The sequence below is a fragment of the Stenotrophomonas sp. CFBP 13724 genome, assembly GCF_014841975.1.
GTDB classification, from domain to species: Bacteria; Pseudomonadota; Gammaproteobacteria; order Xanthomonadales; family Xanthomonadaceae; genus Stenotrophomonas; species Stenotrophomonas lacuserhaii.
Genome location: NZ_JACYUW010000004.1, coordinates 169,893 through 194,010 on the forward strand (window position 1 = coordinate 169,893; position 24,118 = coordinate 194,010).

The 24,118-nt window shown below is 67.6% G+C and carries 22 protein-coding genes; 15 read left to right on the top strand and 7 right to left on the bottom strand.

Going from position 1 to position 24,118, the window contains the following annotated elements; all coding sequences use genetic code 11:
• Window positions 1–33: 33 nt before the first annotated feature.
• Complete coding sequence (locus tag IFT63_RS15835) at window positions 34–975, bottom strand: LysR substrate-binding domain-containing protein (RefSeq protein WP_197974430.1); 942 nt, start codon at window positions 973–975, stop codon at window positions 34–36.
• Between the two features lie 175 nt (window positions 976–1,150).
• On the opposite strand from IFT63_RS15835, the gene IFT63_RS15840 reads away from it, so the two are divergent.
• From IFT63_RS15840 to IFT63_RS15850, 3 genes are read left to right on the top strand one after another with little or no spacing between them, the layout of a single operon-like run.
• Window positions 1,151–2,665 (top strand): alpha/beta fold hydrolase, encoded by a 1,515-nt coding sequence (locus tag IFT63_RS15840; RefSeq protein WP_192085052.1) that lies wholly within the window; start codon window positions 1,151–1,153, stop codon window positions 2,663–2,665.
• Window positions 2,662–3,408, top strand: coding sequence for an ATP-binding cassette domain-containing protein (locus tag IFT63_RS15845; protein WP_042613193.1), 747 nt, complete (start codon window positions 2,662–2,664; stop codon window positions 3,406–3,408). The genes IFT63_RS15840 and IFT63_RS15845 overlap by 4 nt, the downstream gene beginning before the upstream one ends.
• The gene (locus tag IFT63_RS15850; RefSeq protein WP_192085053.1) at window positions 3,405–4,589 is read left to right on the top strand and encodes an ABC transporter permease; all 1,185 of its coding nucleotides are present in this window, start codon (window positions 3,405–3,407) and stop codon (window positions 4,587–4,589) included. The genes IFT63_RS15845 and IFT63_RS15850 overlap by 4 nt, the downstream gene beginning before the upstream one ends.
• A 57-nt stretch (window positions 4,590–4,646) precedes the next feature.
• On the opposite strand, the gene IFT63_RS15855 is transcribed toward IFT63_RS15850, so the two are convergent.
• From IFT63_RS15855 to IFT63_RS15865, 3 genes are all read right to left on the bottom strand, one after another.
• Window positions 4,647–5,348 carry a transposase gene (locus IFT63_RS15855; RefSeq protein WP_192085054.1) on the bottom strand — a complete coding sequence of 234 codons (702 nt, stop codon included), beginning with the start codon at window positions 5,346–5,348 and terminating at the stop codon, window positions 4,647–4,649.
• A 146-nt stretch (window positions 5,349–5,494) separates the two neighbouring features.
• Window positions 5,495–6,532: an energy transducer TonB gene (locus IFT63_RS15860; RefSeq protein ID WP_192085055.1), complete on the bottom strand. Its 1,038-nt coding sequence runs from the start codon at window positions 6,530–6,532 to the stop codon at window positions 5,495–5,497.
• Window positions 6,533–6,693: 161 nt separating this feature from the next.
• Window positions 6,694–7,308: a TIGR00645 family protein gene (locus tag IFT63_RS15865; RefSeq protein WP_192085056.1), complete on the bottom strand. Its 615-nt coding sequence runs from the start codon at window positions 7,306–7,308 to the stop codon at window positions 6,694–6,696.
• A gap of 109 nt (window positions 7,309–7,417) precedes the next feature.
• Between IFT63_RS15865 and IFT63_RS15870 the strand changes: the two genes are divergently transcribed.
• The 3 genes from IFT63_RS15870 to IFT63_RS15880 all read left to right on the top strand — a co-directional run bounded on the left by IFT63_RS15870 (window position 7,418) and on the right by IFT63_RS15880 (window position 12,324).
• Window positions 7,418–8,107: a glutathione binding-like protein gene (locus IFT63_RS15870; protein WP_042613197.1), complete on the top strand. Its 690-nt coding sequence runs from the start codon at window positions 7,418–7,420 to the stop codon at window positions 8,105–8,107.
• Window positions 8,108–8,185: 78 nt separating this feature from the next.
• Window positions 8,186–10,411 (top strand): S9 family peptidase, encoded by a 2,226-nt coding sequence (locus IFT63_RS15875; RefSeq protein WP_192085057.1) that lies wholly within the window; start codon window positions 8,186–8,188, stop codon window positions 10,409–10,411.
• Window positions 10,412–10,524: 113 nt separating this feature from the next.
• Window positions 10,525–12,324 carry a DUF885 domain-containing protein gene (locus IFT63_RS15880; protein WP_192085058.1) on the top strand — a complete coding sequence of 600 codons (1,800 nt, stop codon included), beginning with the start codon at window positions 10,525–10,527 and terminating at the stop codon, window positions 12,322–12,324.
• Between the two features lie 90 nt (window positions 12,325–12,414).
• Here IFT63_RS15880 and IFT63_RS15885 read toward each other — a convergent pair whose 3' ends face one another.
• Window positions 12,415–12,879: a hypothetical protein gene (locus IFT63_RS15885; RefSeq protein WP_249404503.1), complete on the bottom strand. Its 465-nt coding sequence runs from the start codon at window positions 12,877–12,879 to the stop codon at window positions 12,415–12,417.
• A gap of 188 nt (window positions 12,880–13,067) precedes the next feature.
• Here IFT63_RS15885 and IFT63_RS15890 point away from each other — a divergent pair, with 188 nt between their 5' ends.
• From IFT63_RS15890 to IFT63_RS15905, 4 genes are all read left to right on the top strand, one after another.
• A complete protein-coding gene (locus tag IFT63_RS15890) occupies window positions 13,068–13,316 on the top strand; it encodes a hypothetical protein (RefSeq protein ID WP_192085060.1) in 249 nt (82 codons plus the stop codon).
• A gap of 125 nt (window positions 13,317–13,441) precedes the next feature.
• Window positions 13,442–14,359, top strand: a complete 918-nt coding sequence (locus IFT63_RS15895; RefSeq protein ID WP_192085061.1) for a bestrophin family ion channel — start codon at window positions 13,442–13,444, stop codon at window positions 14,357–14,359.
• Window positions 14,360–14,383: 24 nt separating this feature from the next.
• Window positions 14,384–15,373 carry a porphobilinogen synthase gene (hemB, locus tag IFT63_RS15900; protein WP_042613203.1) on the top strand — a complete coding sequence of 330 codons (990 nt, stop codon included), beginning with the start codon at window positions 14,384–14,386 and terminating at the stop codon, window positions 15,371–15,373.
• 33 nt (window positions 15,374–15,406) lie between these two features.
• The gene (locus IFT63_RS15905) at window positions 15,407–15,673 is read left to right on the top strand and encodes a hypothetical protein (protein WP_042613204.1); all 267 of its coding nucleotides are present in this window, start codon (window positions 15,407–15,409) and stop codon (window positions 15,671–15,673) included.
• 65 nt (window positions 15,674–15,738) lie between these two features.
• Here IFT63_RS15905 and IFT63_RS15910 read toward each other — a convergent pair whose 3' ends face one another.
• Window positions 15,739–16,620 carry a PD40 domain-containing protein gene (locus tag IFT63_RS15910; protein WP_192085062.1) on the bottom strand — a complete coding sequence of 294 codons (882 nt, stop codon included), beginning with the start codon at window positions 16,618–16,620 and terminating at the stop codon, window positions 15,739–15,741.
• A gap of 67 nt (window positions 16,621–16,687) precedes the next feature.
• On the opposite strand from IFT63_RS15910, the gene aroE reads away from it, so the two are divergent.
• From aroE to dinG, 3 genes are all read left to right on the top strand, one after another.
• Window positions 16,688–17,530: a shikimate dehydrogenase gene (gene aroE, locus IFT63_RS15915; protein WP_192085063.1), complete on the top strand. Its 843-nt coding sequence runs from the start codon at window positions 16,688–16,690 to the stop codon at window positions 17,528–17,530.
• A 2-nt stretch (window positions 17,531–17,532) separates the two neighbouring features.
• Entirely contained in the window at window positions 17,533–17,886 is a 354-nt protein-coding gene (locus tag IFT63_RS15920; protein WP_192085064.1) for a hypothetical protein, read from the top strand.
• A 157-nt stretch (window positions 17,887–18,043) separates the two neighbouring features.
• Entirely contained in the window at window positions 18,044–20,119 is a 2,076-nt protein-coding gene (gene dinG, locus IFT63_RS15925) for an ATP-dependent DNA helicase DinG (RefSeq protein ID WP_192085121.1), read from the top strand.
• A 184-nt stretch (window positions 20,120–20,303) separates the two neighbouring features.
• Here dinG and ilvD read toward each other — a convergent pair whose 3' ends face one another.
• Window positions 20,304–22,139 carry a dihydroxy-acid dehydratase gene (gene ilvD / locus IFT63_RS15930; RefSeq protein WP_192085065.1) on the bottom strand — a complete coding sequence of 612 codons (1,836 nt, stop codon included), beginning with the start codon at window positions 22,137–22,139 and terminating at the stop codon, window positions 20,304–20,306.
• A 189-nt stretch (window positions 22,140–22,328) separates the two neighbouring features.
• Here ilvD and IFT63_RS15935 point away from each other — a divergent pair, with 189 nt between their 5' ends.
• Together IFT63_RS15935 and IFT63_RS15940 are read left to right on the top strand one after the other, a co-directional pair.
• Window positions 22,329–22,901 carry a DUF1190 domain-containing protein gene (locus IFT63_RS15935; protein WP_192085066.1) on the top strand — a complete coding sequence of 191 codons (573 nt, stop codon included), beginning with the start codon at window positions 22,329–22,331 and terminating at the stop codon, window positions 22,899–22,901.
• A gap of 3 nt (window positions 22,902–22,904) precedes the next feature.
• A complete protein-coding gene (locus tag IFT63_RS15940) occupies window positions 22,905–24,083 on the top strand; it encodes a glutathionylspermidine synthase family protein (RefSeq protein ID WP_192085067.1) in 1,179 nt (392 codons plus the stop codon).
• Window positions 24,084–24,118 lie beyond the last annotated feature (35 nt).

Genomic DNA, 24,118 nt, shown 5'->3' on the forward strand with positions numbered 1-24,118 from the left:
TCTGACGAAAAACCGTTCGCGAAACGCGAACGCCTACGCCTTTGGTCGAAGGTGCTCGACCAGCTGCTGGGCGGCGGTGGACAACGGCCGGTCACCGCGCCAGACCAGTTTCAGTTCGCGCTGGGCCCAGCCATCGGTCAGCGCTTCCACATGCAGGTGCATGGCCCGGCCGAACAGCGCGAACACCGGCTCGGGCACCACGCCGATGCCCAGCCCGGCCTGCACGGTGCGGCAGATGGCATCGAAACCGGGCACGTGGATGCGCCGTCGCAGTGGCCGGCCGGCATCGCGCGCGGCCATCTGCGAACGGGTGAAGATCGAACTCTCCGCATGCAGCGCGATCTGGTCGAAGGGCAGCGTATCGGCGAACGCCAGCGGCCCGCTGCCGGCCAGCGGATGGTCCGGCCGCATCAGCATCACCAACCGATCGCGGCGGAAGGTCACGGCGGTCAGGTCGCCCAGTTCGCCATCGCCGGAACACACGCCGATTTCCGCCCAGCCTTCCTGGATGCCGCGCACCACGCCGCCGGTGGGGCGTTCTTCCAGCTCGATGCGCAGGTCTGGATGGGTCAGGAAGAACTGCTCCAGCTCCTCCGGCAGGTAGGCCACGATGGCCGACAGGTTGGCCAGCATGCGGATATGCCCGCGGATGCCGCGGCGGTATTCCAGCAGTTCCGATGACAGTGCGGAAGCTGCCAGCAGCATGCGCCGCGCATGCTGCAGCAGGCTCTCGCCGGCCAGGGTCAGCTGCATGCCGCGCGAGTTGCGGGTGAACAGCGCCACATCCAGTCCGCTCTCCAGGTCATTCAGACGACGGCTGGCGGCAGAGGTGGCGATCGCCTCGCGTTCGGCCGCACGGGTCAGCGAGCCTTCCTCGGCCACGGCCACGAACAACCGCAGCGTGGTCAGGCTGATCCGGTCGATGGACATCGGCTGGCTGATGGCGGCGTTCCTGCGGTGTGGCGTGAACGGCATTGTACGACCCCCCCACCGGCCGGCCCCGTAGTGTCGAGCCTGCTCGACGCCGGCCAGAACATCCCTCCGCCGCCGCCGCCCATCGCGGCGCCGACTCCCTTCGGTGTAACTTGGTCACATCCGCGCCGGGGCCCCGTCCTTGTCGCATGACCATCAGCAAGGGGAAGCAAGGAAGATGTCCAGAAACCACCTGAAACTGGCCGGGGTGTTGGCCAGTGTCCTGTGTGCTGCGTGCAGTGCGCCACCCTCGGGAACCGAAGGTTCGGCCAGCGGGCGCCACTACGGGCAGATCGAGTTCACACCCTGCACGCTGACCGGCGCGGTCGCCGCAGCGAATGTCGAAGCGTTGTGCGGCACCTTCAGCGTGCCGGAAAATCCCGCCGCGCCGGAGGGCCGGAAGATCGACCTGCGCATCGCCTGGCTGGATGCGGACAAGGCCGCCACCGGCCTGCCGGATCCGGTGTTCTTCCTGGCCGGTGGTCCTGGCCAGGCAGCCAGCGACGTGGCGCTGCCGGTCAGCACCGCACTGCGCCAGGTGCGCAAGCAGCGCGACATCTTCCTGATCGACCAGCGCGGCACCGGCGGCTCCAATCCGCTGAGCTGCCTCGGCGCGGACGGCAAGGAACTGCCTATGGACGAGCACGCCGATCCCACCGAGGCGTACATCCAAGGCTACGCCGCCCAGTGCGCCACGTCGCTGGAAGGCCGTGCGGACCCGCGTTTCTACACCACCTCGCAGGCCATCGATGACCTGGACGCGGTGCGCAAGGCACTCGGTGCCCGGCAGCTCAACCTGGTCGGCGGCTCCTACGGAACCCGCGTGGCCCAGCGCTATGCCGCGCGCTATCCGCAGCACGTGCGCAGCATGGTGATCGACGGCGTGGTGCCAAACGATCTGGTGGTCGGCGGTGACTTCGCCAACACCTTCGAGGACGCGATCATCCTGCAGTCCGCGCAGTGCATCAAGGACGCGGCCTGCGCCAAGCGTTTTCCGGTCAATACCCGCACCCAGCTGCGCAGCGTGCTGGACACATTGGCCGCCGCGCCGGTGACGGTCGACTACCGCGACCCGGCCACCGCCGAAGCCCGTAAGGACGTTCTGAAGCCGGACAGCGTGCTCGGCCTGATCTTCGCCTTCTCCTATATTCCCGAACTGTCCTCGCTGCTGCCGGTGGTGCTCGACGAAGCCGCACAGGGGCGCTACGGTCCGCTCGCGGCGCTGACCCGCAACGCCTCGCGCGCGATGGACCTGCAGATCAGCCGGGGCATGCAGTGGTCGGTGATCTGCAGCGAGGACGCACCGCGCTTCCAGCCGGCTCCGCAGAGCGATCGCCTGCTGGGTCCGAACGTGGCGCAGATGTTCTTTTCCGCCTGCACGGTGTGGCCACATGACAAGGCCGCCGCCGACGCCGCCACGCCGTTCAAGAGCGATCTGCCGGTGCTGCTGCTGTCCGGCGAGCTGGATCCGGTCACCCCGCCGCGCTACGCCGAGCAGGTGCTGAAGGGCCTGCCCAACGGTCGCCACATCGTCGCCCGCGGGCAGGGCCACGGCAGCATCAACGCCGGTTGCATGTCGCGCGTGCTGGGCCAGTACATCGACACCGCAGACGCCAAGGCAGTGGATGCCAGCTGCCTGGATTCGCTGAGCCACGTGCCGGCGTTCACCTCGTTCAACGGATGGGAACCATGATCGTCGCAGAGGGCCTGCACAAGGCATTCAATACCAAGACCGGCCGCATCCAGGCGGTGCAGGACGTCAGCTTCCGTGCCGAGGATGGCCGCATCACCGGGCTGCTTGGACCGAACGGCGCCGGCAAGACCACCACCCTGCGCATGCTGTACACGCTGATGAGCCCGGACCAGGGCCGGGTCACCGTGGACGGTATCGACGCGAACGTCGACGCCACCGGCGTGCGCCGCCGGCTGGGCGTGCTGCCCGACGCGCGCGGGGTCTACAAGCGGCTGACCGCGCGCGAGAACATCGCTTACTTCGGCGAGCTGCACGGACTGGACGCGGGCACCATCGCCCAGCGCACCGAAGCGCTGTCGCGCGCGCTGGACATGGGCGACATCCTGGACCGGCAGACCGATGGCTTTTCGCAGGGCCAGCGCACCAAGACCGCGATTGCCCGTGCGCTGGTGCATGACCCGCGCAACGTGATCCTGGACGAGCCGACCAATGGCCTGGACGTGATGACTACCCGCGCGATGCGCCGGTTCCTGCATGGCCTGCGCGACGAAGGCCGCTGCGTGATCTTCTCCAGCCACATCATGCAGGAGGTGGCCGCGCTGTGTGACCACATCGTGATCGTCGCCAAGGGCACGGTGATGGCCGCCGGCAGCGCCGATGAACTGCGCGCGCAGGCCGGCGAGAGCAACCTCGAAGACGCTTTCGTCAAACTGATCGGCACCGAAGAGGGCCTGCACGCATGAGCATCATGTCCACGTTGTTCACCGTGATGCGCAAGGAACTGCGCGACCTCTCGCGTGACCGCCGCACCCTTGCCCTGACCCTGCTGATGGGCCCGCTGCTGTACCCGATCCTGATCCTGGGCATGGGCAAGCTGGCCGAAAGCCGGGTCAAGTCGCAGATCGAGCAGCCGCTGGAAATCCCGACCATCGGCGCGGAGAACGCACCCAACCTGGTGCGGTTCCTGGCCGCGCAGGGCCTCAACGCGACCGCTGCCCCGAAGGACCTCAACGAGGCGATCAGTGACCAGCGCATCGACGTGGCACTGCGTATCAGCGAGGCGTTCGACGAACGCTGGCGCGATGGCCGCCCGGCCCTGGTGGAGATCCTGCAGGACAGCACCCGACGCGCCGCCGACGTGCCCACCGCGCGCCTCAAGGCAGCCCTGCAGACCTACAACGGGCAGGTCGGTTCGTTGCGGTTGATGGCACGCGGCATCGACGCGCAGGTCGCCCGTCCGCTGGACGTGGCGACCCAGGACCTGGCCTCGGCCGAGGCCAAGCAGGGCATGATGCTGTCGATGCTGCTGCCGCTGCTGCTGACCATCACCTCGTTCCTGGGCGGAGCCTACCTGGTGATGGACACCACCGCCGGCGAGCGCGAACGGCAGTCGCTGGAGCCGTTGCTGGCCACCCCGGCCAAGCGCAGCGCCATCGTCAGCGGCAAGATCGCCGCCGCGTGCGTGATGGGTATCGCCTCGCTGGTGCTGACCCTGGTGGCGTTCAAGCTCAGCGCCCAGCTGTCCGACAGCAGCGTCGGCCGCCAGCTCAACATGGGCCTGGGTTCGATGCTGCAGATGCTGCTGGTGATGCTGCCGATGCTGTTGATCGGCACCTCGCTGCTGACCTTCCTGTCGGCCGCGTCCAAGAGCATGAAGGAAGCCCAGAGCCACATGACCTGGCTGATGCTGTTGCCGATGCTGCCCAGCTACGCGCTGCTGGTGTATCCGCTGAAGAGCGTGGTGTGGCAGTACGCCATCCCGTTCCTGTCGCAGAACCAGATGCTGCTGAAGGTGATCCGCCACGAGCACATCAGCCCCACCATCTGGGTGATCTACCTCGGCGCAAACCTCGGCCTGGCCGCCCTGCTGTGGTTCGCCGCGATCCACCGCTACCGCCAGGAACGCCTCGCGATCTCCGGCTGAGCAAAAAGGGGACGGAGGGGATTAAGTCGTTTTCGACTCGTCCTTTCCGTCCCTCCATCACGATTCGCTGCCTGGCTTGCGCGGGCGGCCCCGTGGCCGTGCCGCTACGGGGCGCCCCAGGGTTTCAGTCAGCATTTCCAGGAACCGCGCACTGCCCAGCGGGCACTGCTTCCACCCATGTTCGCGGATTGCCGGCGCGTCCGCGCTGGCGCGACGATGATCGGTCAGGAACGCCCGGTAGCCGACACGGCGTTGCGCGGGGGTGCCACCCAGCATCAGCAGGGTGGGATGGGGGGTCAGCAACGGGTCACGGCGCAGGCCCAGATTGCCGTGCACGCTGGACCAGGCTGCCTGCTCAGGGGCGGCCACCAGGCCGGCGCGCACTGGATTGAGTTCGATGTAGCGGTAGACCGCAAGCAGGTAGGCGTCGTTGTCGACCATGCTGGAATGGAAGCGACCCTGCCAAAGCGGACCGGATCGACCGTGTCGCTGGTTGAACGCCTGCACGTAGCCCGTACCGAGCGCCCGCATCGCATGGGCCAGACCATCGGTGGTCTTCGGCGTAGCCAGCAGGTGCACATGGTTGTCCATCAGCACATACGCGTGCAGCGCAACGTCATGCTTGACGAAGGCCTTGTGCATCACGCGCAGGAAATGGTCGCGGTCCAGATCGTCGGCGAATATCGCGCCTTTGTTGACGCCGCGCTGGACGACGTGGAACGGCAGGCCTGGCACCAGCAGGCGGGCATGGCGGGGCATGGCGCGGGCTTCCATGTTGGATGGAAGCCCAGCCTGCGGGGCGAGGACGCGCGGCGTTATCAGGCCACGTCGTGCCACGCTGTGGCAGCAAGGCACACGGTGGTGGAAACGAGGGGATTACGACTTAATCCCCTCCGTCCCCTTTTTCAGCCGCCCGGGCTGAAGGCCAGCGTGCGGCGGGTGGTGACCGGTGCGGCGACCGGTTCGAAGCGCCAGCGCTTCACGGCGGCCAGGGCTTCGCGGTCGAAGGTGCGGGCCGGGGTGGCGCGCAGCACGCGGGCGCTGGTGACCGAGCCGTCGGTGCCGACGGTGATCTCCACCAGCACTTCGCCGGAGGTATTGGAACGCAGCGCGTCGGCCGGGTAGCGCGGGGCCGGCGTGCTGACCGGACGCAGGGTGGGCGCTGCGGTCTGGCGTGCGGCGGCAGCAGCGGCGGCCTGTGCGGCGGCCTGCTGCTGGCGCTGTTCGGCTTCGCGGCGAGCGGCGGCCTGGCGTTCGGCATCCTGCGCGGCCGGCGCGGGTGCAGCGGCCGCCGGGGTGGCAGCGGCCTGCTGTGCCGCGATCTGCTGGGCCGCGGCGGCCTCGCGGGTGCGCTGCTCGGCCAGCTTCTGCTGTTCGGCCAGCTGCTTGGTCTTGGCTTCGGCTTCGCGCTTGACGCGCTCGGTTTCTTCGGTGGTGCGCAGCGCGGCCACTTCCACGCCGCGGGTGATGCCCTGCTTCAGGCGCGGCAATGCCGGCGCCTTCGGGTCCACTTTCTCGATCAGCGCGATCAGCCGCTGGCCTTCCTCGAAGTCCTCGCGCGCCATGTTCTGTTCGGCGGCGATCAGCGTGTACGGCAGCAGGTCGGTCAGCGCGCTTTTCACCGACGCATCGTCCGGGGTCTTGTCGCGCAGCGCCAGGTAGTACTCGATCGCATTGTCGCCGGCGGGGGCGTACATGCGGTTGTCGCGCAGTGCCTGGCTGGCCGCTTCGCGCAGTTCCTCGCTGCCCATCGCCTGGACCTTGCTGGACACGGCCGGTTCGGCGGCGGGCGCGGTGGCGGCAGGCGCGGCGGCGGCGGGCTTGGCATCGGTAGCGGGTGCGGCTGTCTCGTCCTTGCCTGAACAGGCGGCGAGGCCGATCAGCAGGACGGCAGGCGCGAGCAGGCGCGCACGAACAACGACGGATTTCCTGGCGTACGACATCCTGTTTCCCCCTTTGAAACGACGATACGAAAGACCTGGCAATGGTCCCAGGCACGAGCCTGCGGCGTTTCCCGACGCCGTAGGCAGATACTGTCAGCTGTGCAATCTAGCATCCCCCGGGGGGGAAGGGCAGGGGCGGATCAGCCACCCCTGCCACCAGGTCAGTGGGGGCCCCGGGCGGTGCTGTTGCCGCCGCCCATCAGCTTGTCGGTCCAGGCGATGCCGATCGCCGACAGGATGAATACGGCGTGGATGATGGTCTGCCACAACACCCCGGTGGAGGTCAGCGTGGCGCACTTGGCAGCGCCGGCGTTGGCGGCCGAAGCGGCGGCGTTCATCAGCTCCGGCGGGCACAGCGGCAGGCCATCCAGCGCGCCAGCGGCGATGAAAGTCTTCAGCAGGTGGATCGAGGAGATGCCGATGATCGACAGCGCCAGCTTCACCTTCAGCACGCTGGCGTTGACGTGGCTCAGCCATTCCGGCTGGTCCGGGTGGCCTTCCAGGCGCAGGCGCGAAACGAAGGTCTCATAGCCACCGACGATCACCATCACCAGCAGATTGGAGATCATCACCACGTCGATCAGCCCCAGCACGATCAGCATGATCTGCTGCTCGCCCAGGTTGCTGGCATCCATGATCAGGTGCCACAGCTCCTTGCCGAACAGGTAGACATAGACGCCCTGGGCGACGATCAGGCCCAGGTACAGCGGCAGCTGCAGCCAGCGCGAGGCGAAGATCAGGGTGGACAGGGGGTTGGGGCGATGCTGAGGGGTCATGGACGGCATGCTGCGTTGCAGGAGAGGGCGCAGAGTACTGGTCCAATGAGACAGTGCCAAGCCAGTGCACCTACTACACTCGCAGCACATCCCCGATGAGTGACCCGCCATGATCGATCTGTATTACTGGCCCACCCCGAATGGCCACAAGGTGACCCTGTTCCTGGAAGAGGCCGGGCTGGAGTACCGCATCCATCCGGTCAACATCGGCACCGGCGACCAGTTCAAGCCGGAATTCCTCGCCATCTCGCCCAACAACAAGATGCCGGCGATCCTCGACCCGACCCCGGCCGGTGGTGGCGCGCCGCTGAGCGTGTTCGAGTCCGGCGCGATCCTGTTGTACCTGGCCGAAAAGACCGGCAGCTTCCTGTCCCGCGACCCGCGCGAGCGCGTGGAAACCCTGGAGTGGCTGTTCTGGCAGATGGCCGGGCTGGGCCCGATGAGCGGGCAGATGGGGCATTTCAACGTGTATGCGCCGGAGAAAATCCCGTATGCCATCGAACGCTATGGCAACGAAGTCAGCCGCCTGCACGGGGTGATGGACAAGCGCCTGGCCGAGCACGAATGGCTGGCCGGCAGCGCGTACAGCATCGCCGACATGGCCAGCTATCCGTGGATCGGGGCCTACGACAAGCTGCCGCCGGACTTCGCCGCGTTCCCGAACCTGCAGCGCTGGCACCAGGCAATCGCCGCGCGGCCGGCCACCCAACGCGCCTACGCGTTGCGCCAGCAGGTCAATCCGGATGCGGGCAAGCCGCTCAGCGATGAGCAACGCAAGCACCTGTTCGGCAAGCGCTGACGCCGGACCCTGCCTGGTGCTGCCGCGCAGGCGGCGGCGCCGGGTTAGGATTGGGGCAGCCGTATACCGGAACCTTTCATGCGCCACCTGTTCGCTGCCCTTGCCCTGATGCTCGCTACCGCCACCACCGCCCACGCTGAAAAACTTACCCTGGAAGCCATCACCGGCGCGTTGCCGCTGTCCGGCCCGACGTTGATGAAGCCCAAGGTGGCGCCCGATGGATCGCAGGTCAGCTTCCTGCGCGGCAAGGACAGCGACCGCAACCAGCTGGACCTGTGGACCTACGATATCGCCAGCGCGCAGACCCGCCTGCTGGTGGATTCCAAGGTCGTCCTGCCCGGCACCGAAACGCTGAGCGATGAAGAAAAGGCACGCCGCGAGCGCCAGCGCATCGCGGCCATGACCGGCATCGTGGATTACCAGTGGTCGCCCGATGCGCGCAGCCTGCTGTTCCCGCTCGGTGGCGAACTGTATCTGTACGACCTGGGCAAGCAGGGCACCGCCGCCGTGCGCCAGTTGACCCATGGCGAGGGCTTCGCCACCGATGCCAAGCTGTCCCCACGCGGTGGCTTCGTCAGCTTCATCCGCGCCCGCAACCTGTGGGTGATCGATCTGGCCAGCGGCCAGCAGCGCCAGCTGACCGGCGACGGTAGCGCGGCCATCGGCAACGGCGTGGCCGAGTTCGTGGCCGACGAGGAAATGGATCGCCACACCGGTTACTGGTGGGCGCCGGACGATTCGGCGATCGCCTTTGCCCGCATCGACGAAAGCCCGGTGCCGGTGCAGAAGCGCTACGAGGTCTACCCCGACCGCACCGATGTCATCGAACAGCGTTACCCGGCCGCCGGCGATGCCAACGTGCGCGTGCAGCTGGGCGTGATCGCGCCGGCGCTGGACGCACAGCCGCGCTGGATCGACCTCGGCAAGGAGGCGGACATCTATCTGGCGCGCGTGGACTGGCGCGATCCGCAGCACCTCAGCTTCCAGCGCCAGAGCCGTGACCAGCGCCAGCTGGAGCTGGTGGAAACCACGCTGGCCGACGGCCGCCAGCGCGTGCTCGCCCGTGAGACCAGCAAGACCTGGGTGCCGCTGCACAACAGCCTGCGTTTCCTTGATGACGGCAGCCTGCTGTGGTCGTCCGAACGCACCGGTTTCGAACACCTGTACCGCATCGACAAGGCCGGCAAGGCGCACGCGCTGACGACGGGTGACTGGTCGGTGGATGAGCTGCTGGCCGTGGATGAAAAGGCCGGGCTGGTGTTCTTCCGTGCCGGCATGGAATCGGCACGCGAGAGTCACATCTACAGCGTGCCGCTGCAGGGTGGAGCGCCGAAGAAACTATCTCAGTCCCCGGGCATGCACAGTGCCAGTTTCGCGCGCAACGCGAGCGTCTACGTGGACAGCTGGTCCAACACCGGCACGCCGCCGCAGATCGAACTGTTCCGCGCCAACGGCGAGAAGATCGCCACTCTGGTGGAGAACAACCTGGCCGATCCGGCGCATCCCTATGCGCGCTACCGGGACGCACAGCTGCCGGTGGAGTTCGGCACGCTGACCGCCGCCGATGGCCGCACGCCACTGAACTACAGCGTGATCAAGCCGGCCGGCTTCGATGCCGCCAAGCGCTATCCGGTGGCGGTGTACGTGTACGGCGGCCCCGCTTCGCAGACCGTCACCAACGCCTGGCCGGGCCGCGGCGATCACCTGTTCAACCAGTACCTGGCGCAGCAGGGCTACGTGGTGTTTTCGCTGGACAACCGCGGCACCCCGCGCCGTGGTCGCGACTTCGGCGGCGCACTGTATGGCAAGCAGGGCACGGTGGAAGTGGCCGACCAGCTGCGTGGCGTGGAATGGCTGCAGAAGCAGCCGTGGGTGGACCCGGCGCGGATCGGTGTGCAGGGTTGGTCGAACGGCGGTTACATGACCCTGATGCTGCTGGCCAAGGCGTCCAACCGCTATGCCTGCGGCGTGGCCGGTGCACCGGTCACCGACTGGGGCCTGTATGACACCCACTACACCGAGCGCTACATGGACCTGCCCGCGCGCAACGAAGCGGGTTACACCGAAGCGCGCGTGCTGACCCATATCGATGGCCTGCGTTCGCGCCTGCTGCTGATCCACGGCATGGCCGATGACAACGTGCTGTTCAGTAATTCCACGGTGCTGATGAGCGCGCTGCAGAAGCGCGGCCAGCCGTTTGAACTGATGACCTACCCGGGCGCCAAGCACGGCTTGTCCGGTGCGGACGCGTTGCACCGTTATCGCGTGGCAGAGGATTTCCTCGGCCGCTGCCTGAAGCCCTGATCGCCTGGCCCCGCTGTTGGCGGGGCTGCGCCTTCGGCCGTGACCTCCGGCGCATTGCCGCCCCGGCCATGAATGCGTAGGGTGCTGGCATTGCCCGCATCCTGGAGTGTGTGATGAAGCCGCTTGTCCTTGCCATTGCCCTCGCGTTGGGTGCTGCCCCGCTGCTGTCCATCGCTCCGGCCCATGCGGCCCCGGCCGCCGCTTCCAAGAAGCCCGCCGCGGCCCCGGCCTGGGTGGCGCGCAGCAACCAGCTGGCGCAGATCCTGCTGGATGCGCAGGGCCCGTTCCAGCCGGAAAGCACCGGCTTCTTCGGCGTGCCCGGCTACGACGACAAGGTTGCCGACCTCGGCCCGGACAACGCCAGGCGCTATCGCGAGGCGATGACCAAGGCGCGCGGCGAACTGCAGGCCAAGCTGGCCAGCGAGAAGGACCCCAACGTCCGCCAGGACCTGGAGATCATGATCGGTGCGGCGAGCGAAAGCATCGAGGGCAGCACGCTGGGCGAGCAGTACTTCCTGCCGTGGAGCGACGCGCCGCAGACCATCTTCAGCGGTCTCAACCTGCTGCTGTCCGACCAGGTGCCGGCCGAGCGCCGCGCCAAGGCGGTGGATCGCCTGAAGGCCTATGCCGGCCTGCAGCCGGGCGGTACGCCGCTGACCACGCTGGCCCGCCAGCGTTACGAAGAACGCCTGTCCAACAGTGCGCTGCTGCAGCCGACGAAGATCGAAGTGCAGCAGTCGCTGGACAACGTGGAGACCTACATCAGCGGCATCGAATCGCTGCTGCAGAAGTACAAGGTTGCCGGTGCCGACGAGGCGATGAAGACCCTCGCTGGGCAGCTGAAGGACTACGCGGCGTGGACGCGCAGCACGGTGCTGCCGAAGGCGCGCGAAGACACCCGCCTGCCCGCGCCGGTGTATGCCTACCAGCTCAAGCAGGTCGGTATCGACATCGACCCCAAGCTGCTGATGCAGCGCGCCCAGCTGGAGTTCATGGAAACCCGTTCGGCGATGCGCCAGCTGGCACCGCTGGTGGTGCAGGCCAAGGGCCTGAAGGTCAGCGATCCGACCGATCCGGTCGCGGTGATCCGCGCGCTGAAGAAGGAAACCATCGCCAACGACCAGCTGGAAGGCCACTACCGCAAGGTCATCGATGCGATCGATCCGCTGATCCACGAACACCAGATCGTCGATGTGCCGCAGCGTGCGATGCAGATGCGACTGGGTTCGGCGGCGGAAAGCGCGGCCAGCCCGGCCCCGCATTTCCTCCCGGCACCGCTGGTCAACAATACCGGGCAGCAGGGCACCTTCGTGCTGCCGCTGGGCAACCCGGCGGCCGGCGAAGGCGCGCAGTACGATGATTTCAACTTCGGCTCCGCGGCCTGGACGCTGAGCGCGCACGAAGGCCGTCCCGGCCACGAACTGCAGTTCACCGCGATGGTCGAGCGCGGCGTCTCGCTGGCGCGCACGATGTTCGCGTTCAATTCGGTCAATGTCGAAGGCTGGGCGCTGTATGCCGAAGCGGAAATGGTGCCTTACGAACCGCTGGACGGGCAGCTGATCGCGCTGCAGTTCCGCCTGCTGCGCGCCGCGCGCGCGATGCTGGATCCGATGCTCAACCTGGGCCTGATCGAACGCGCCGACGCCGAGCGCGTGCTGATCGACGAAGTGAGCCTGTCCAAGGCGATGGCCACCCAGGAACTGGACCGCTACACCGTGCGCATGCCCGGCCAGGCCGGCAGTTACTTCTACGGCTACACCCGCATCCTGGAACTGCGCATGCAGACCGAGCTGGCGCTGGGCGCGAAGTTCGACCGCAAGGCCTTCAACAACTTCCTGCTGGACCAGGGCCTGCTGCCGCCGGACCAGCTGGCCAAGGCGGTCAACGAAGCCTTCATCCCGAAATACCGCTGACCCGCAAAAAAGGGGACGGAGGGAATTAAGTCGTTTCTGGCCCGTTTAAGGCTGAAAACGACTTAATTCCCTCCGTCCCCTTTTTGTGGATCAGCGTGCCGGGATCTGCTGGGCCGGCAGGCGCGGGACGGGCGGCGGGTTGGGCACCCAGATCGCCACGCCGGCCGCCTTGCGCTGGGTGGTCGGAATGCCGATGCCCACGCCGCCGCCCACGCGCGAACCGTAGCTGCCGGCACCCACCGACATGCCCACCGGCGAGCCGCTGGAGCCCACGCCCATCAGGATCACGCCATTGGCGCCCAGCGCGGCGGCATCGCGCTTGAGGCGGGCCACGGCCGCATCGGTCTGGCCCTGCGTGCCGAAGCCCACCGCGCTGGACGATTCCAACTGGGCGATCTCCACCGAACCGGCCGGCGGGGTGGAATACACCTGCACCTGGGCAGGGTCGATGGGCGCGCGGGCCTGGCCCAGCATCACCCGCGAGGTGCTGGCACAGCCGGCCACCACCAGCAGCACGGCGGCAGCGGCGGTCCAGCGGAATGTCGTGGTGGTCATCTTCATGGCTCGAACCCCTGTAGGTAGGCAGCGGATCATCGGTCCATCGATCTGAATCGGCCCCAACGCCGGGGCCCTGCAGGCACGCTAGCACCGCAGCGGTGAGCGCGGCGGCAAGCCCATGCGGGCCTATCCGACGCCCACGCGAACGGCTATGGTGGGCCCCAATCCATCGGCGAGGAGGGCGTATGGGACTGATCAGTCTGTTGTGGGGCATCGCGGCACTGGTATGGATGGTGGTCGCGCTGGTGCCGCTGCTCGGCTGGGGCAACTGGTTCCTGATCCCGTTCGCCGCCGTGGGTGCGTTGATCGCAGCGATCGGCATCCTGTTCACCCATCCCAGCAAGCGCGGCCGGGCCTGGACCGGGCTGATCCTCAACGGCATCGTCATCGTGGTCGGCATCTTCCGCCTGGGGCTGGGCGGCGGCATCGTCTGAGGCTGCGGTGCGACCCTCGGTCGCAGGTGCGCAGGGAGGGCAGGGTGGGGGGCGTACAATGACCAGCCCGAGGGCCGCCCGGCCCTGCCCAGCGCCAGATCGGCGCGCAACGCCCCCGACGCCCCATGATCATCCGCCCACGTCCGCACGGCTGGCAGCTGCTGTACATCCTGCGGGGTTCCATCGTTCCGGCGGTGGCGCCCAAGGTGCTGGCGATCCTGCTGCTGGCCATCGCCGTTTCCGCCGTGGTCGAACTGGGCAACGTGCCGGGCATGGAACGGGTGTCCTCCGCGCCGTTCGCGCTGCTTGGCCTGGTGCTGTCGATCTTCCTCAGTTTCCGCAACAACGCCTGCCATGAACGCTGGTGGGAAGGCCGCAAGCTATGGGGCCAGCTCATTTTCGAGTCGCGCTCGCTGGCCCGCCAGGTGCAGCAGCTGCTGCCCGACGATGCGCCACGGCGCACGCGTATCGGCCATCTCGCCATTGCCTTCGCGCACGGCCTGGCCGCGCGCCTGCGCGGCGCGGACGAAGCGCAGGCGGCACGCCGATGGCTGGATGCCGACCAGCGCGTGCTGCTGCATGACCGTCGCAACACCCTGGACACGCTGCTGTCGATGATCGCCGCCGAGCTGGCCGTGCCGCTGCACGCCGGCCGGCTGTCGCCGATCCTGTATGCCCAGCTGGAAGAGCGCCTGCATGCGCTGTCATCCATCCAGGCCGGCTGCGAGCGCATCCTCGCCACCCCGCTGCCGTTCGCCTATACCCTGTTGCTGCACCGCTGCGCGTGGCTGTTCTGCGTGCTGCTGCCGTTCGGCCTGGCCAGTTCACTGGGCTGGGCCACGCCGGTGCTGTCGGCGGTGCTGGCGTATGCCTTCTTCGGCCTGGACCAGCTGGGCGAAGAGATGGAAGACCCCTTCGGTACCGAGCCCAACGACCTGCCGCTGGATGCGATGGTGCGTACCATTGAAATCGACCAGCTGGACGCGCTCGGCCAGCGCCCGCTACCCGACCCCCTGCTGCCGCGCGACTATCGCCTGCAGTGACCTGATGCCTTGACGGAGCCCCCCATGTCGCACCCCCTGTACCGCCCCCGTCGCATGCGCCGCGATGATTTCTCGCGCCGGATGATGCGTGAAAACACGCTGACCGTGGACGACCTGATCCATCCGGTGTTCGTGCATGAGCATGCCGGCCGCACCGCGATCCCGTCGATGCCGGGCGTGGAGCGCCTGTCCATCGAAGAACTGCTGAAGGTCGGTGAAGCGGCGGTGGAGCTGGGCATCCCGGTGCTCGACATCTTCCCGGTGATCGATCCGGCATTGAAGTCGCTGGACGCCGAAGCCGCATGGGCCGATGACGGGCTGGCGCAGCGTGCCGTGCGCGCATTGAAAGAACGCTTCCCGACGCTGGGCGTGATGACCGACGTGGCGCTGGACCCCTACACCACCCACGGCCAGGACGGCATCATCGATGACAGTGGCTACGTGCTCAACGACATCACCGTGGCAGCACTGGTGAAGCAGTCGGTGTCGCATGCGCGGGCCGGCGTGGATGTCATTTCGCCGTCGGACATGATGGACGGGCGCATCGGCGCCATCCGCCGTGGGCTGGACGAGGCCGGCTTCATCAACACCCGCATCATGGCCTACTCGGCCAAGTACGCATCGGCCTTCTACGGTCCGTTCCGCGACGCGGTGGGCAGTGCCGGCAGCCTCGGCAAGGCCGACAAGAAGACCTACCAGATGGATCCGGCCAATGGTGACGAGGCCCTGCGCGAGATCGCACTGGACCTGGAAGAAGGCGCGGACATGGTGATGGTCAAGCCGGGCATGCCGTACCTGGACGTGGTGCGGCGGGTCAAGGAAACCTTCGGCGTGCCAACGTTCGCCTACCAGGTGAGTGGCGAGTACGCGATGTTGAAGGCGGCCGCGGCCAATGGCTGGCTGGACGAACGTGCCTGCGTGATGGAATCGCTGATGTGCTTCAAGCGCGCCGGCGCCGATGGGGTGCTGACCTATTTCGCGCCGCAGGTGGCGCGCTGGCTGCACGAGCGCTGACAATAGCGGCTTCTGCACGAGGAGGACGGAACGATGGAGATCCTGGGCGTTGGCCACTGGATGATCTGGATCATCGGGGTGGTAGTGTTCGGCGCGCTGATCGTCTGGCTGGCGCTGGCGTCGTTCCGCGAAAAACGGCGTGCACCGGAACTGCCGTCGGCCGCCGCCCGCGTATCGCGCGAGCTGCAGCTGCCCGAAGCGGTGCAGGCCGAACTGGCCGCGTTGAACCGGCGCAAGGACGAGGGCCGCATCAGCGAAGCAGAGTACGAACAGGCCCGCGCCAGCCTGCTGGACCGGTAAAGACGGCCGCTGGCCGTCTGCCGTTACCCACGCGCCGGCCACTGCCCGCCGAGCATGGCTCGGCGCTACCTGGCCAGTTTCCGCACCCCACACCCGGCCACCGCCACCGCCCGTGGCGCCATCATCCGATACACATCGCTACCGCCCGCGCGTGGTGCGCGTGCGCTGCTGCTCACCAGCAACAGCTCACCCGGCTTGGCCGCATCGACCACCGCGGCACGGGTCATCCCGTCGGCCGTATTGAACGACAACGCCACCGGCTGCACCGCCGCCGCGGACCACGCGCAGTCGCTGCGCCACAGCTGCGCCGTGCCCTCGCCGGCACGCGTGAACACCACCGCACCGTCGCTCCCCAACCACTCGCCGTCGGTTTCGTCGGCCGCGCTGTTCAGTGCCTCCAGCGCAACCGCCGGGCCACGCTTTCCTTCGCTTACGGGGGCGAAATGCAGGTCCCAACCGCGTCCTTTGCCAGCCTGCCGCGCGAACAGCAAGCGCTGCCCGTCCGCGCTCAAGGCCGCGCCGCGCTCCGCCGTGAGCACCCCGCCCTCCTGCCAGCGCTCCGCTGCGCCGAAGTGTCCGTCCGCATCGATGGCCACCCGGTACAGCGCCATCGCCCCATCGCGGTCGGAGGCGAACAGCAGCCAGCGCCCGTCGTGGCTGAAGTATGGGTCCAGGTCATCGGCCGTGCTGTTCAAAGCCAGCGGCTGCGGCGCCTGCCAGCGGCCCTCGCGCAGCTCGGCCTGCCACAGGTCCCAGCCACCGCTGCCGCCGACGCGGTCACTGGCGAACACGATGCGCTGGCCGTCCGGGCGGAGGCTGGCGCGGCCTTCCCCGGCCTTGGTCGAGACAACGCCCATGCCTTCGATGCCGAACTCATTCAACGCCATCGCCACGGGGGTGCAGAGTAAACTGGCGGCCACAACCAGCAGGGGCAGGGCAGATCGCATCGTCCAGGTCCAGGCAGTACAGGGAGGCCCAGTGTAGGGCGTCCCCTTCGAACCATCCGAGGATTCCATGACCGATCGCTACGCTGTCTTTGGCCACCCCATCGCCCACTCCCTGTCGCCGGACATCCACGCCGCGTTCGGCCGGCAGGAAGGCATCGCGGTGGACTACCGTGCCATCGACGCAGCCCCGGACGGCTTCCTTGCCGCGCTGGAAGCGTTCGCGGCCGAAGGCGGACGTGGCGCCAATATCACCCTTCCGCACAAGGAAGCGGCCTTCGCGGTGTGCACCACGCGCACCGCGCGCGCCACCCGTGCCGGCTCGGTCAACACGCTGCTGCGCAAGGGTGACCGCTGGCACGGCGACACCACCGACGGTGCCGGGCTGGTACGTGACCTCACCGACCGCCACGGCCAGGATCTGCGCGGCCGCCGCGTCCTGCTGCTGGGTGCCGGCGGTTCGGCACGCTCGGTGGCGCCCTCGCTGCTGGATGCTGGCATCCGCGAACTGGTGGTGGTCAACCGCACGCCGGAACGCGCCGATGAGCTGATCGATGCGATGGGTGAGCCGGGCCGTGCATTGAGCCGCTACTGGGACGACCTGCACGACCTGGGCGACTTCGAACTGATCGTCAACGCGACCTCGGCCGGCCGCGATCCCAGTGCGTCCTTCAAGCTGCCGCTGTCGCTGGTCAACAGCATGACTACGGCGGTGGATCTCAACTACGGCGACGCCGCCATCGCCTTCCTGGCGTGGGCGCGTTCGGCCGAATGCCGCAACACCGTCGATGGCCTGGGCATGCTGGTCGAACAGGCCGCCGAGAGCTTCCAGCAGTGGCATGAAGTCCGCCCGGACACCGACGCGGTGTATGTCGGGCTGCGTGGCAACACGCGCCTCACCGGAGAGGAATGAACATGGAGAGCACCGATCTGCTGATGACCGTGTTGAGCATGGCGGCGGTGCGCCTGCCGGTGCTGATCGCATTGACCGTCGGTCTGGTCTGGGTGATGGATGTACCCCGCGGCCCGGTGCGCACTGGCGCGCTGACCGGGCTGCTGCTGCTGGCCGCGACCAGTGTGTTCGGCCTGCTGGCTTCGCTGCTGCCGCTGTGGCTGATCAACAGCGGGCAGTACGGATCGATTGCCGGGCTCGGCATGATCCTCAACGGCGTCCATTTCGCGCTGTCGCTGGTCGAAGCGTTCGGCCTGGTGCTGGTGGTCTGGGCGCTGACCCGCGCCCTGCGCGGTGGCGTGCCGCGCCTAGCCTGACCGTTGACAGGTCCCTGCGGCAGCGCAGGGACCGGCCCGCAGCGGGCTGACAGGTTCAGCGTCGCCGAACCGGGTGGGGCGGTCCAGCGTGCGACAATATGCAGCCTGATCCCGTACCGGTAATCCTGGCGTGACCGAACCCGTCGCCGTGCCGCGCATGCTTGATGACGCCCTGAAGGATGCAATCCGCAAGGCGTACACCACGCTGCAGGCCAATACCCCCGGCTTTGCCACACGCCGCTCACAGAGCCAGATGATCGGCGTGGTGTCGCGTGCGTTGGCCAGGAGCGGCGGCGTAGGCGTGGTGGAGGCACCGACCGGCGTCGGCAAGAGCCTGGGTTACCTCACCGCCGGCGTACCGATCGCCATCGCCACCAAGAAGAAGCTGGTGATCAGCACCGGCACCGTGGCGTTGCAGTCGCAGCTGGTCGAGCGTGACATCCCGAACTTCCTCAAGGCCACCGGGCTGGAAGCCACCGTGGCGCTGGCCAAGGGCCGCACCCGTTACCTGTGCACGCGCAATGCCGCCGAAGCGCAGGGCGAGGCCTCGCAAGGGGGCATGTTCGAAGACGAGCAGCCGCTGTACGACCGGCCATTGGCACCGATTGAAATGGACATCGCCGCGCGTCTGACGGTGGCCTTCACCTCCGGCAGCTGGGACGGTGACATCGACAACGCCCCGGAAACCATCAGCCCGGGACTGCGCGGCCGCATCACCACCCCGGCCTCTGCCTGTGCCGGACGGCGCTGCGCCTATTCGGCGCAATGCGCGGTGCTGCGTTCGCGCAACACCGTGCGCGATGCGCAGATCGTGGTCACCAACCATGCGCTGCTGCTGTCAGCGCTGTCCATCGGCGAGAGTGAGAACAACCAGCCGCTGATCGCCGCGCCTTCGGACATGCTGCTGGTGCTGGACGAAGGCCACCACATCGGCAACGTAGCCATCGACCAGGGCGCGGCCAGCCTGGCCCTGGATGACATGGCCAAGCGCGTGGGACGCCTGCAGATCCTGATCGCCGGTGCTTACCGTGCGGTGGACAAAGACCGTTTGGGCAACCTGCTGCCGAACGAGGCCATCGATGTCGCCACCAACGTGGCCAAGCAGCTGCGCGCGTTCCGCGATCACGTGGAAGCCCTGTGGATGCCGGCGCCGGCCGACGAAGAACCGATGTGGCGCGCGGCCAACGGGCGCCTGCCGGAGGCCTGGCGCGAGCCGATCGAAGCGCTGGCCGATGACACCCGCAGCCTGTTCAACTGGGCGCACGCGGCCAATGCACAGGTGGCCAAGGGCAAGCAGGACGACCCCGCCCGCGAGCGCCTGCAGCGCAACCTTGGCATGGCGCTGGAAATGATCGAAGGCCAGTACAACCTGTGGCAGGCCTGGCGCCGCGAAGACAGGGAAGGCGCGCCGCCGATGGCACGCTGGATCACCGCCACGCGCGAAGGCGACCTGGTGTTGCACGGCTCGCCGGTATCGGCCGCGCATGTACTGCGCAAGCTGCTGTGGGACGAAGTGGACTCGGTGGTGATGACCTCGGCCACGTTGACCGGCGGCGGTGATTTCCAGTCACTGGCGATCGACAACGGCATCCCGGAGGACGCCGAAATGGTGTCGCTGTCCTCGCCCTTCGACCTGCCCAACCAGGCCGAGCTGATCGTGCCGCCGTTCCCGGTCACGCCGGATGACCGCGAGGGCCACCCGCGCGAAGTGGCGCGTTACCTCGGCAAGGAACTGGACTGGAAGAAGGGCTCGATGGTGTTGTTCACCTCGCGCTGGAAGATGGAAAAAGTGGCTGGGCTGATGCCTGCCGCCAAGCGCAAGCAGGTGCTGGTGCAGGGTGAAATGTCCAAGACCCGGCTGATCGACGAGCACCTGCGCCGGGTTGCCGCTGGCGAAGGCTCGGTGCTGTTCGGGCTGAACTCCTTCGGCGAAGGCCTGGACCTGCCGGGAGAGGCCTGCACCACGGTGGTGATCACCCAGGTGCCGTTCGCGGTGCCGACCGATCCGCAGACCGCCACCCTGAGCGAGTGGTTCGAAGCCCGCGGGTTGAATGCCTTCAACCTGATCGCCGTGCCGCACGCGCTGCGCACGCTGACCCAGTTCGCCGGCCGCCTGATCCGCACCTCCACCGACACCGGCCGCGTGATCATCCTAGATTCGCGCCTGCTCAGCCGCCGCTACGGCAAGCGCATCATCGACGCACTGCCCCCGTTCAAGCGCATCATCGGCTGACCGCCTTCGCTCGGATTCGGTAGTGACGGCCGCTGGCCGTCACGCTCCTGCCTTCCGCTGCGCTCGCCGAGCATGGCTCGGCGCTACCACGGCTGCCGGTAGTGACGACCGTTGGTCGTCACGCTCCTGCCTTCCGCTGCGCTCGCCGAGCATGGCTCGGCGCTACCGTGCTCGCGCCCGCTCGTCAGTCCAGCAGCGCGGTATTGCGCACGGCACCCTTGTCGGCGCTGGTGGCCAGCAGCGCGTAGGCCTTCAGTGCGCTGGTCACCTTGCGCGGGCGTGCTTCCCGTGGCTTCCAGCCGCGTGCATCGGCGGCAGCGCGACGCTCGACCAGGGTGGCTTCGTCCACCAGCAGGGTGATGCCGCGGGCGGGGATGTCGATGCGGATGCGGTCGCCATCCTGCACCAGGCCGATCACCCCGCCGCTGGCGGCTTCAGGCGACACGTGGCCGATCGACAGGCCCGAAGTACCGCCGGAGAAGCGCCCGTCGGTCAGGAGGGCGCACTGCTTTCCCAGACCCTTCGATTTCAGATAACTGGTCGGGTACAGCATCTCCTGCATGCCCGGTCCGCCCTTCGGTCCTTCGTAGCGGATCACCACCACGTCGCCCGCTTTCACCTCGTCGGCGAGGATGCCCGCCACCGCCGCGTCCTGGCTTTCGAATACGCGTGCGTTGCCCTCGAACACATGGATGGACTCGTCCACGCCGGCGGTTTTCACCACGCAGCCGTCCACCGCCAGGTTGCCGCGCAGCACCGCCAGCCCGCCTTCCAGCGAATAGGCGTGCTGCAGCGAACGGATGCAGCCTTCGGCGCGATCCAGGTCCAGCGACGGCCAGCGCGTGGCCTGGCTGAAAGCCACCTGGGTGGGAATGCCGCCCGGTCCGGCGGCGAAGAACTCATGCACCTTCGCGTCATCGGTGAGCGTGGCATCCCAGCGCTTCAACGCATCGGCCAGCGAGGGGCTGTGCACGGTCGGCACCGCGGTATCCAGCAGGCCGGCGCGGTCCAGTTCGCCGAGGATGCCGAACACTCCGCCGGCACGGTGCACGTCTTCGATGTGGTATTCCGGCGTGTTCGGCGCCACTTTGCACAGCTGCGGCACGCGCCGCGACAGCGCGTCGATGTGGGTCAGGTCGAAGTCCACGCCGCCTTCCTGGGCGGCTGCCAGCAGGTGCAGGATGGTGTTGGTCGAACCGCCCATGGCGATATCCAGCGTCATCGCGTTGCCGAACGCCGCGGCGGTGGCGATGCCGCTCGGCAGCGCGCGCGGGTCTTCGCCGCCATACCAGCGGTGGCACAGTTCCACGATCACCCGGCCGGCGCGGCGGAACAACATCTCGCGGTCGGCGTGGGTGGCCAGCGTGGTGCCGTTGCCCGGCAGCGACAGGCCCAGCGCTTCGGTCAGGCAGTTCATCGAATTGGCGGTGAACATGCCCGAACACGAACCGCAGGTGGGGCACGCGCTGCGCTCATACTCGGCGACCTTTTCGTCGGAGGCGCTGTCATCGGCGGCAATCACCATCGCATCCACCAGGTCCAGCTTGTGGTCGGACAGCTTGGTCTTGCCCGCTTCCATCGGGCCACCCGAAACGAAGATCACCGGGATGTCCAGGCGCATCGCGGCCATCAGCATGCCGGGGGTGATCTTGTCGCAGTTTGAAATGCAGACGATGGCATCGGCGCAATGCGCGTTGACCATGTATTCCACCGAGTCGGCGATGATCTCGCGGCTCGGCAGCGAGTACAGCATGCCGTCGTGGCCCATGGCGATGCCGTCATCCACCGCGATCGTGTTGAACTCCTTGGCTACGCCGCCGGCCTGCTCGATCTCACGCGCTACCAGCTGGCCGAGGTCCTTCAGGTGCACGTGGCCGGGCACGAACTGGGTGAAGGAGTTGGCGATGGCGATGATCGGCTTGTGGAAATCGCCGTCCTTCATGCCGGTGGCGCGCCACAGGGCGCGGGCGCCGGCCATGTTGCGGCCGGCGGTGGAGGTGCGGGAACGGTACTCAGGCATGGGCTGGCAGGAACGGGCGGGCCGTACGACGTGGGTGTCTCCCGATGATGCCCAATTTTTCCGGTTGCGTTTGCAACCACTCCGCGAGCGCCGTTCTGACCCGCCGTTCATCTTGCTTGCTTTGCCGACTTTGGTTGCAGGCGCTGATGCGGCATTATTGGTGGGTTGATCCGCATGAGGCACGAGGCCATGAAACGTTCCCGCACCACCGCGCTGCTGTTGATGAGCGCCGCACCGCTGCTGTTCACCGCCTGCCAGAAGGACGAACCGGTGCAGGTGCAGGAAGGGCTGTATACCTCCGTGCAGGCCTGTACCGAGTCCACCGGCGATCCCTCCTCGTGCCGCACTGCCTTTGCCGAGGCGCAGCGGCAGTCTGCCGATGCCGCGCCGAAGTACGCCGACAAGGCGGCCTGCGAAGCCGATTACAAGCCGGAGCAGTGCGTGGAACAGCGCACCTCGGCGGGCACTTCGTTCATCGGTCCGATGATGATGGGCTTCTTCATGTCGCAGATGATGAACAGCGGACGTGCCGGCCTGGCCCAGCAGCCGGCCGCCGCCAGTCCCGCTTACCAGGACAAGAGCGCCGGTTGGGCGCGCGCGGCCCCGGGTGGCAGCGGCGGGCTGAACACGGCCAGCGGCATCGGTGCCGGCAAGGCCGGCCTGGCCCCGGTCAGCAACGTGCCGAACCGCGCCACCACCGCCAGCCGTGCCGGCTTCGGCAGCACCAGTGCGCGCCGTAGCGGCGGCAGCTTCGGCGGCTGATCGATGCAGCGTGTACGCATTGCCGAGCGCGCCCAGTGGCGCGCTCGTGCCGAAGAAGCCGGCTTCCGCTTCCACACCATCGACGGCCAGCCGTACTGGGATGAAACGGCGTACTACGCCTTCACCCTGCGCCAGATCGAACAGGACATCGAAGACCCCAGCGCCGAACTGCACCAGATGGCGCTGTCATTGGTCGACGAGGTCGTGGCGTCCGATGCGCTGATGGACAAGCTGGCGATCCCGGCGCATTACCGCGACTGGATCGCCGACAGCTGGCGCCAGCGCCAGCCGCACCTGTACGGCCGCCTGGACCTGGCCTATGACGGCAGCGGCCCGGCCAAACTATACGAACTGAACTACGACACCCCGACCTCGCTGTTCGAAGCCAGCTTCTTCCAGTGGCAGTGGCTGGAAGACCAGCGCAATGCCGGCCGCCTGCCGCAGCACGCCGACCAGTTCAACGCCCTGCATGAAGCCCTGGTGGAGCGTTTCGGTGAGCTCGCCGCCAAGCTGCCGCCGCCGCTGTTCTTCAGCGCCGTGGGCAGTTCGCAGGAAGACGTGGGCACGGTGGAATACCTGCGTGACTGCGCCGCGCAGGCCAACCTGCATGGCCAGGGCATCGCCATCGAAGACATCGGACTCTCCGAAGATGGACGCTTCACCGCGCTGGATGACACGGTGATCGGCACGCTGTTCAAGCTGTATCCGCTGGAAGACCTGATGGCCGAGGAATTCGGCCGCGCGCTGCCGGCGTCCGGAGTGCAGCTGCTGGAACCGGCATGGAAGGCGGTGCTGAGCAACAAGGGCATCCTGCCGCTGCTGTGGGAGCGACACCGAGGGCACCCGAACCTGCTGGAATCGCACTTCGACGATGGCCGTACGCTGGGCGCGGGCTGGGTCCGCAAGCCGTTGTTCTCACGCGAAGGCGCCAACATCGAAATGCACCTGGACGATGGCAGCGTACAGCGTAGTGACGGACCCTACGATGGCCCGGCGATCCTGCAGAAGGCGCATCCGTTGACCCGTTTCGAAGGCGGCTATCCGCTGATCGGCAGCTGGGTGATCGGCGACCACGCCTGTGGGATCGGCATCCGCGAGGATGACAGCGCGATCACCCGTGACAGTGCGCGTTTCGTGCCGCACGCGATCATCGATGAAGCGCCGACGCAGATCTACGTCTGACCCAACGCGGTGACGACCGGCGGTCGTCACTACCG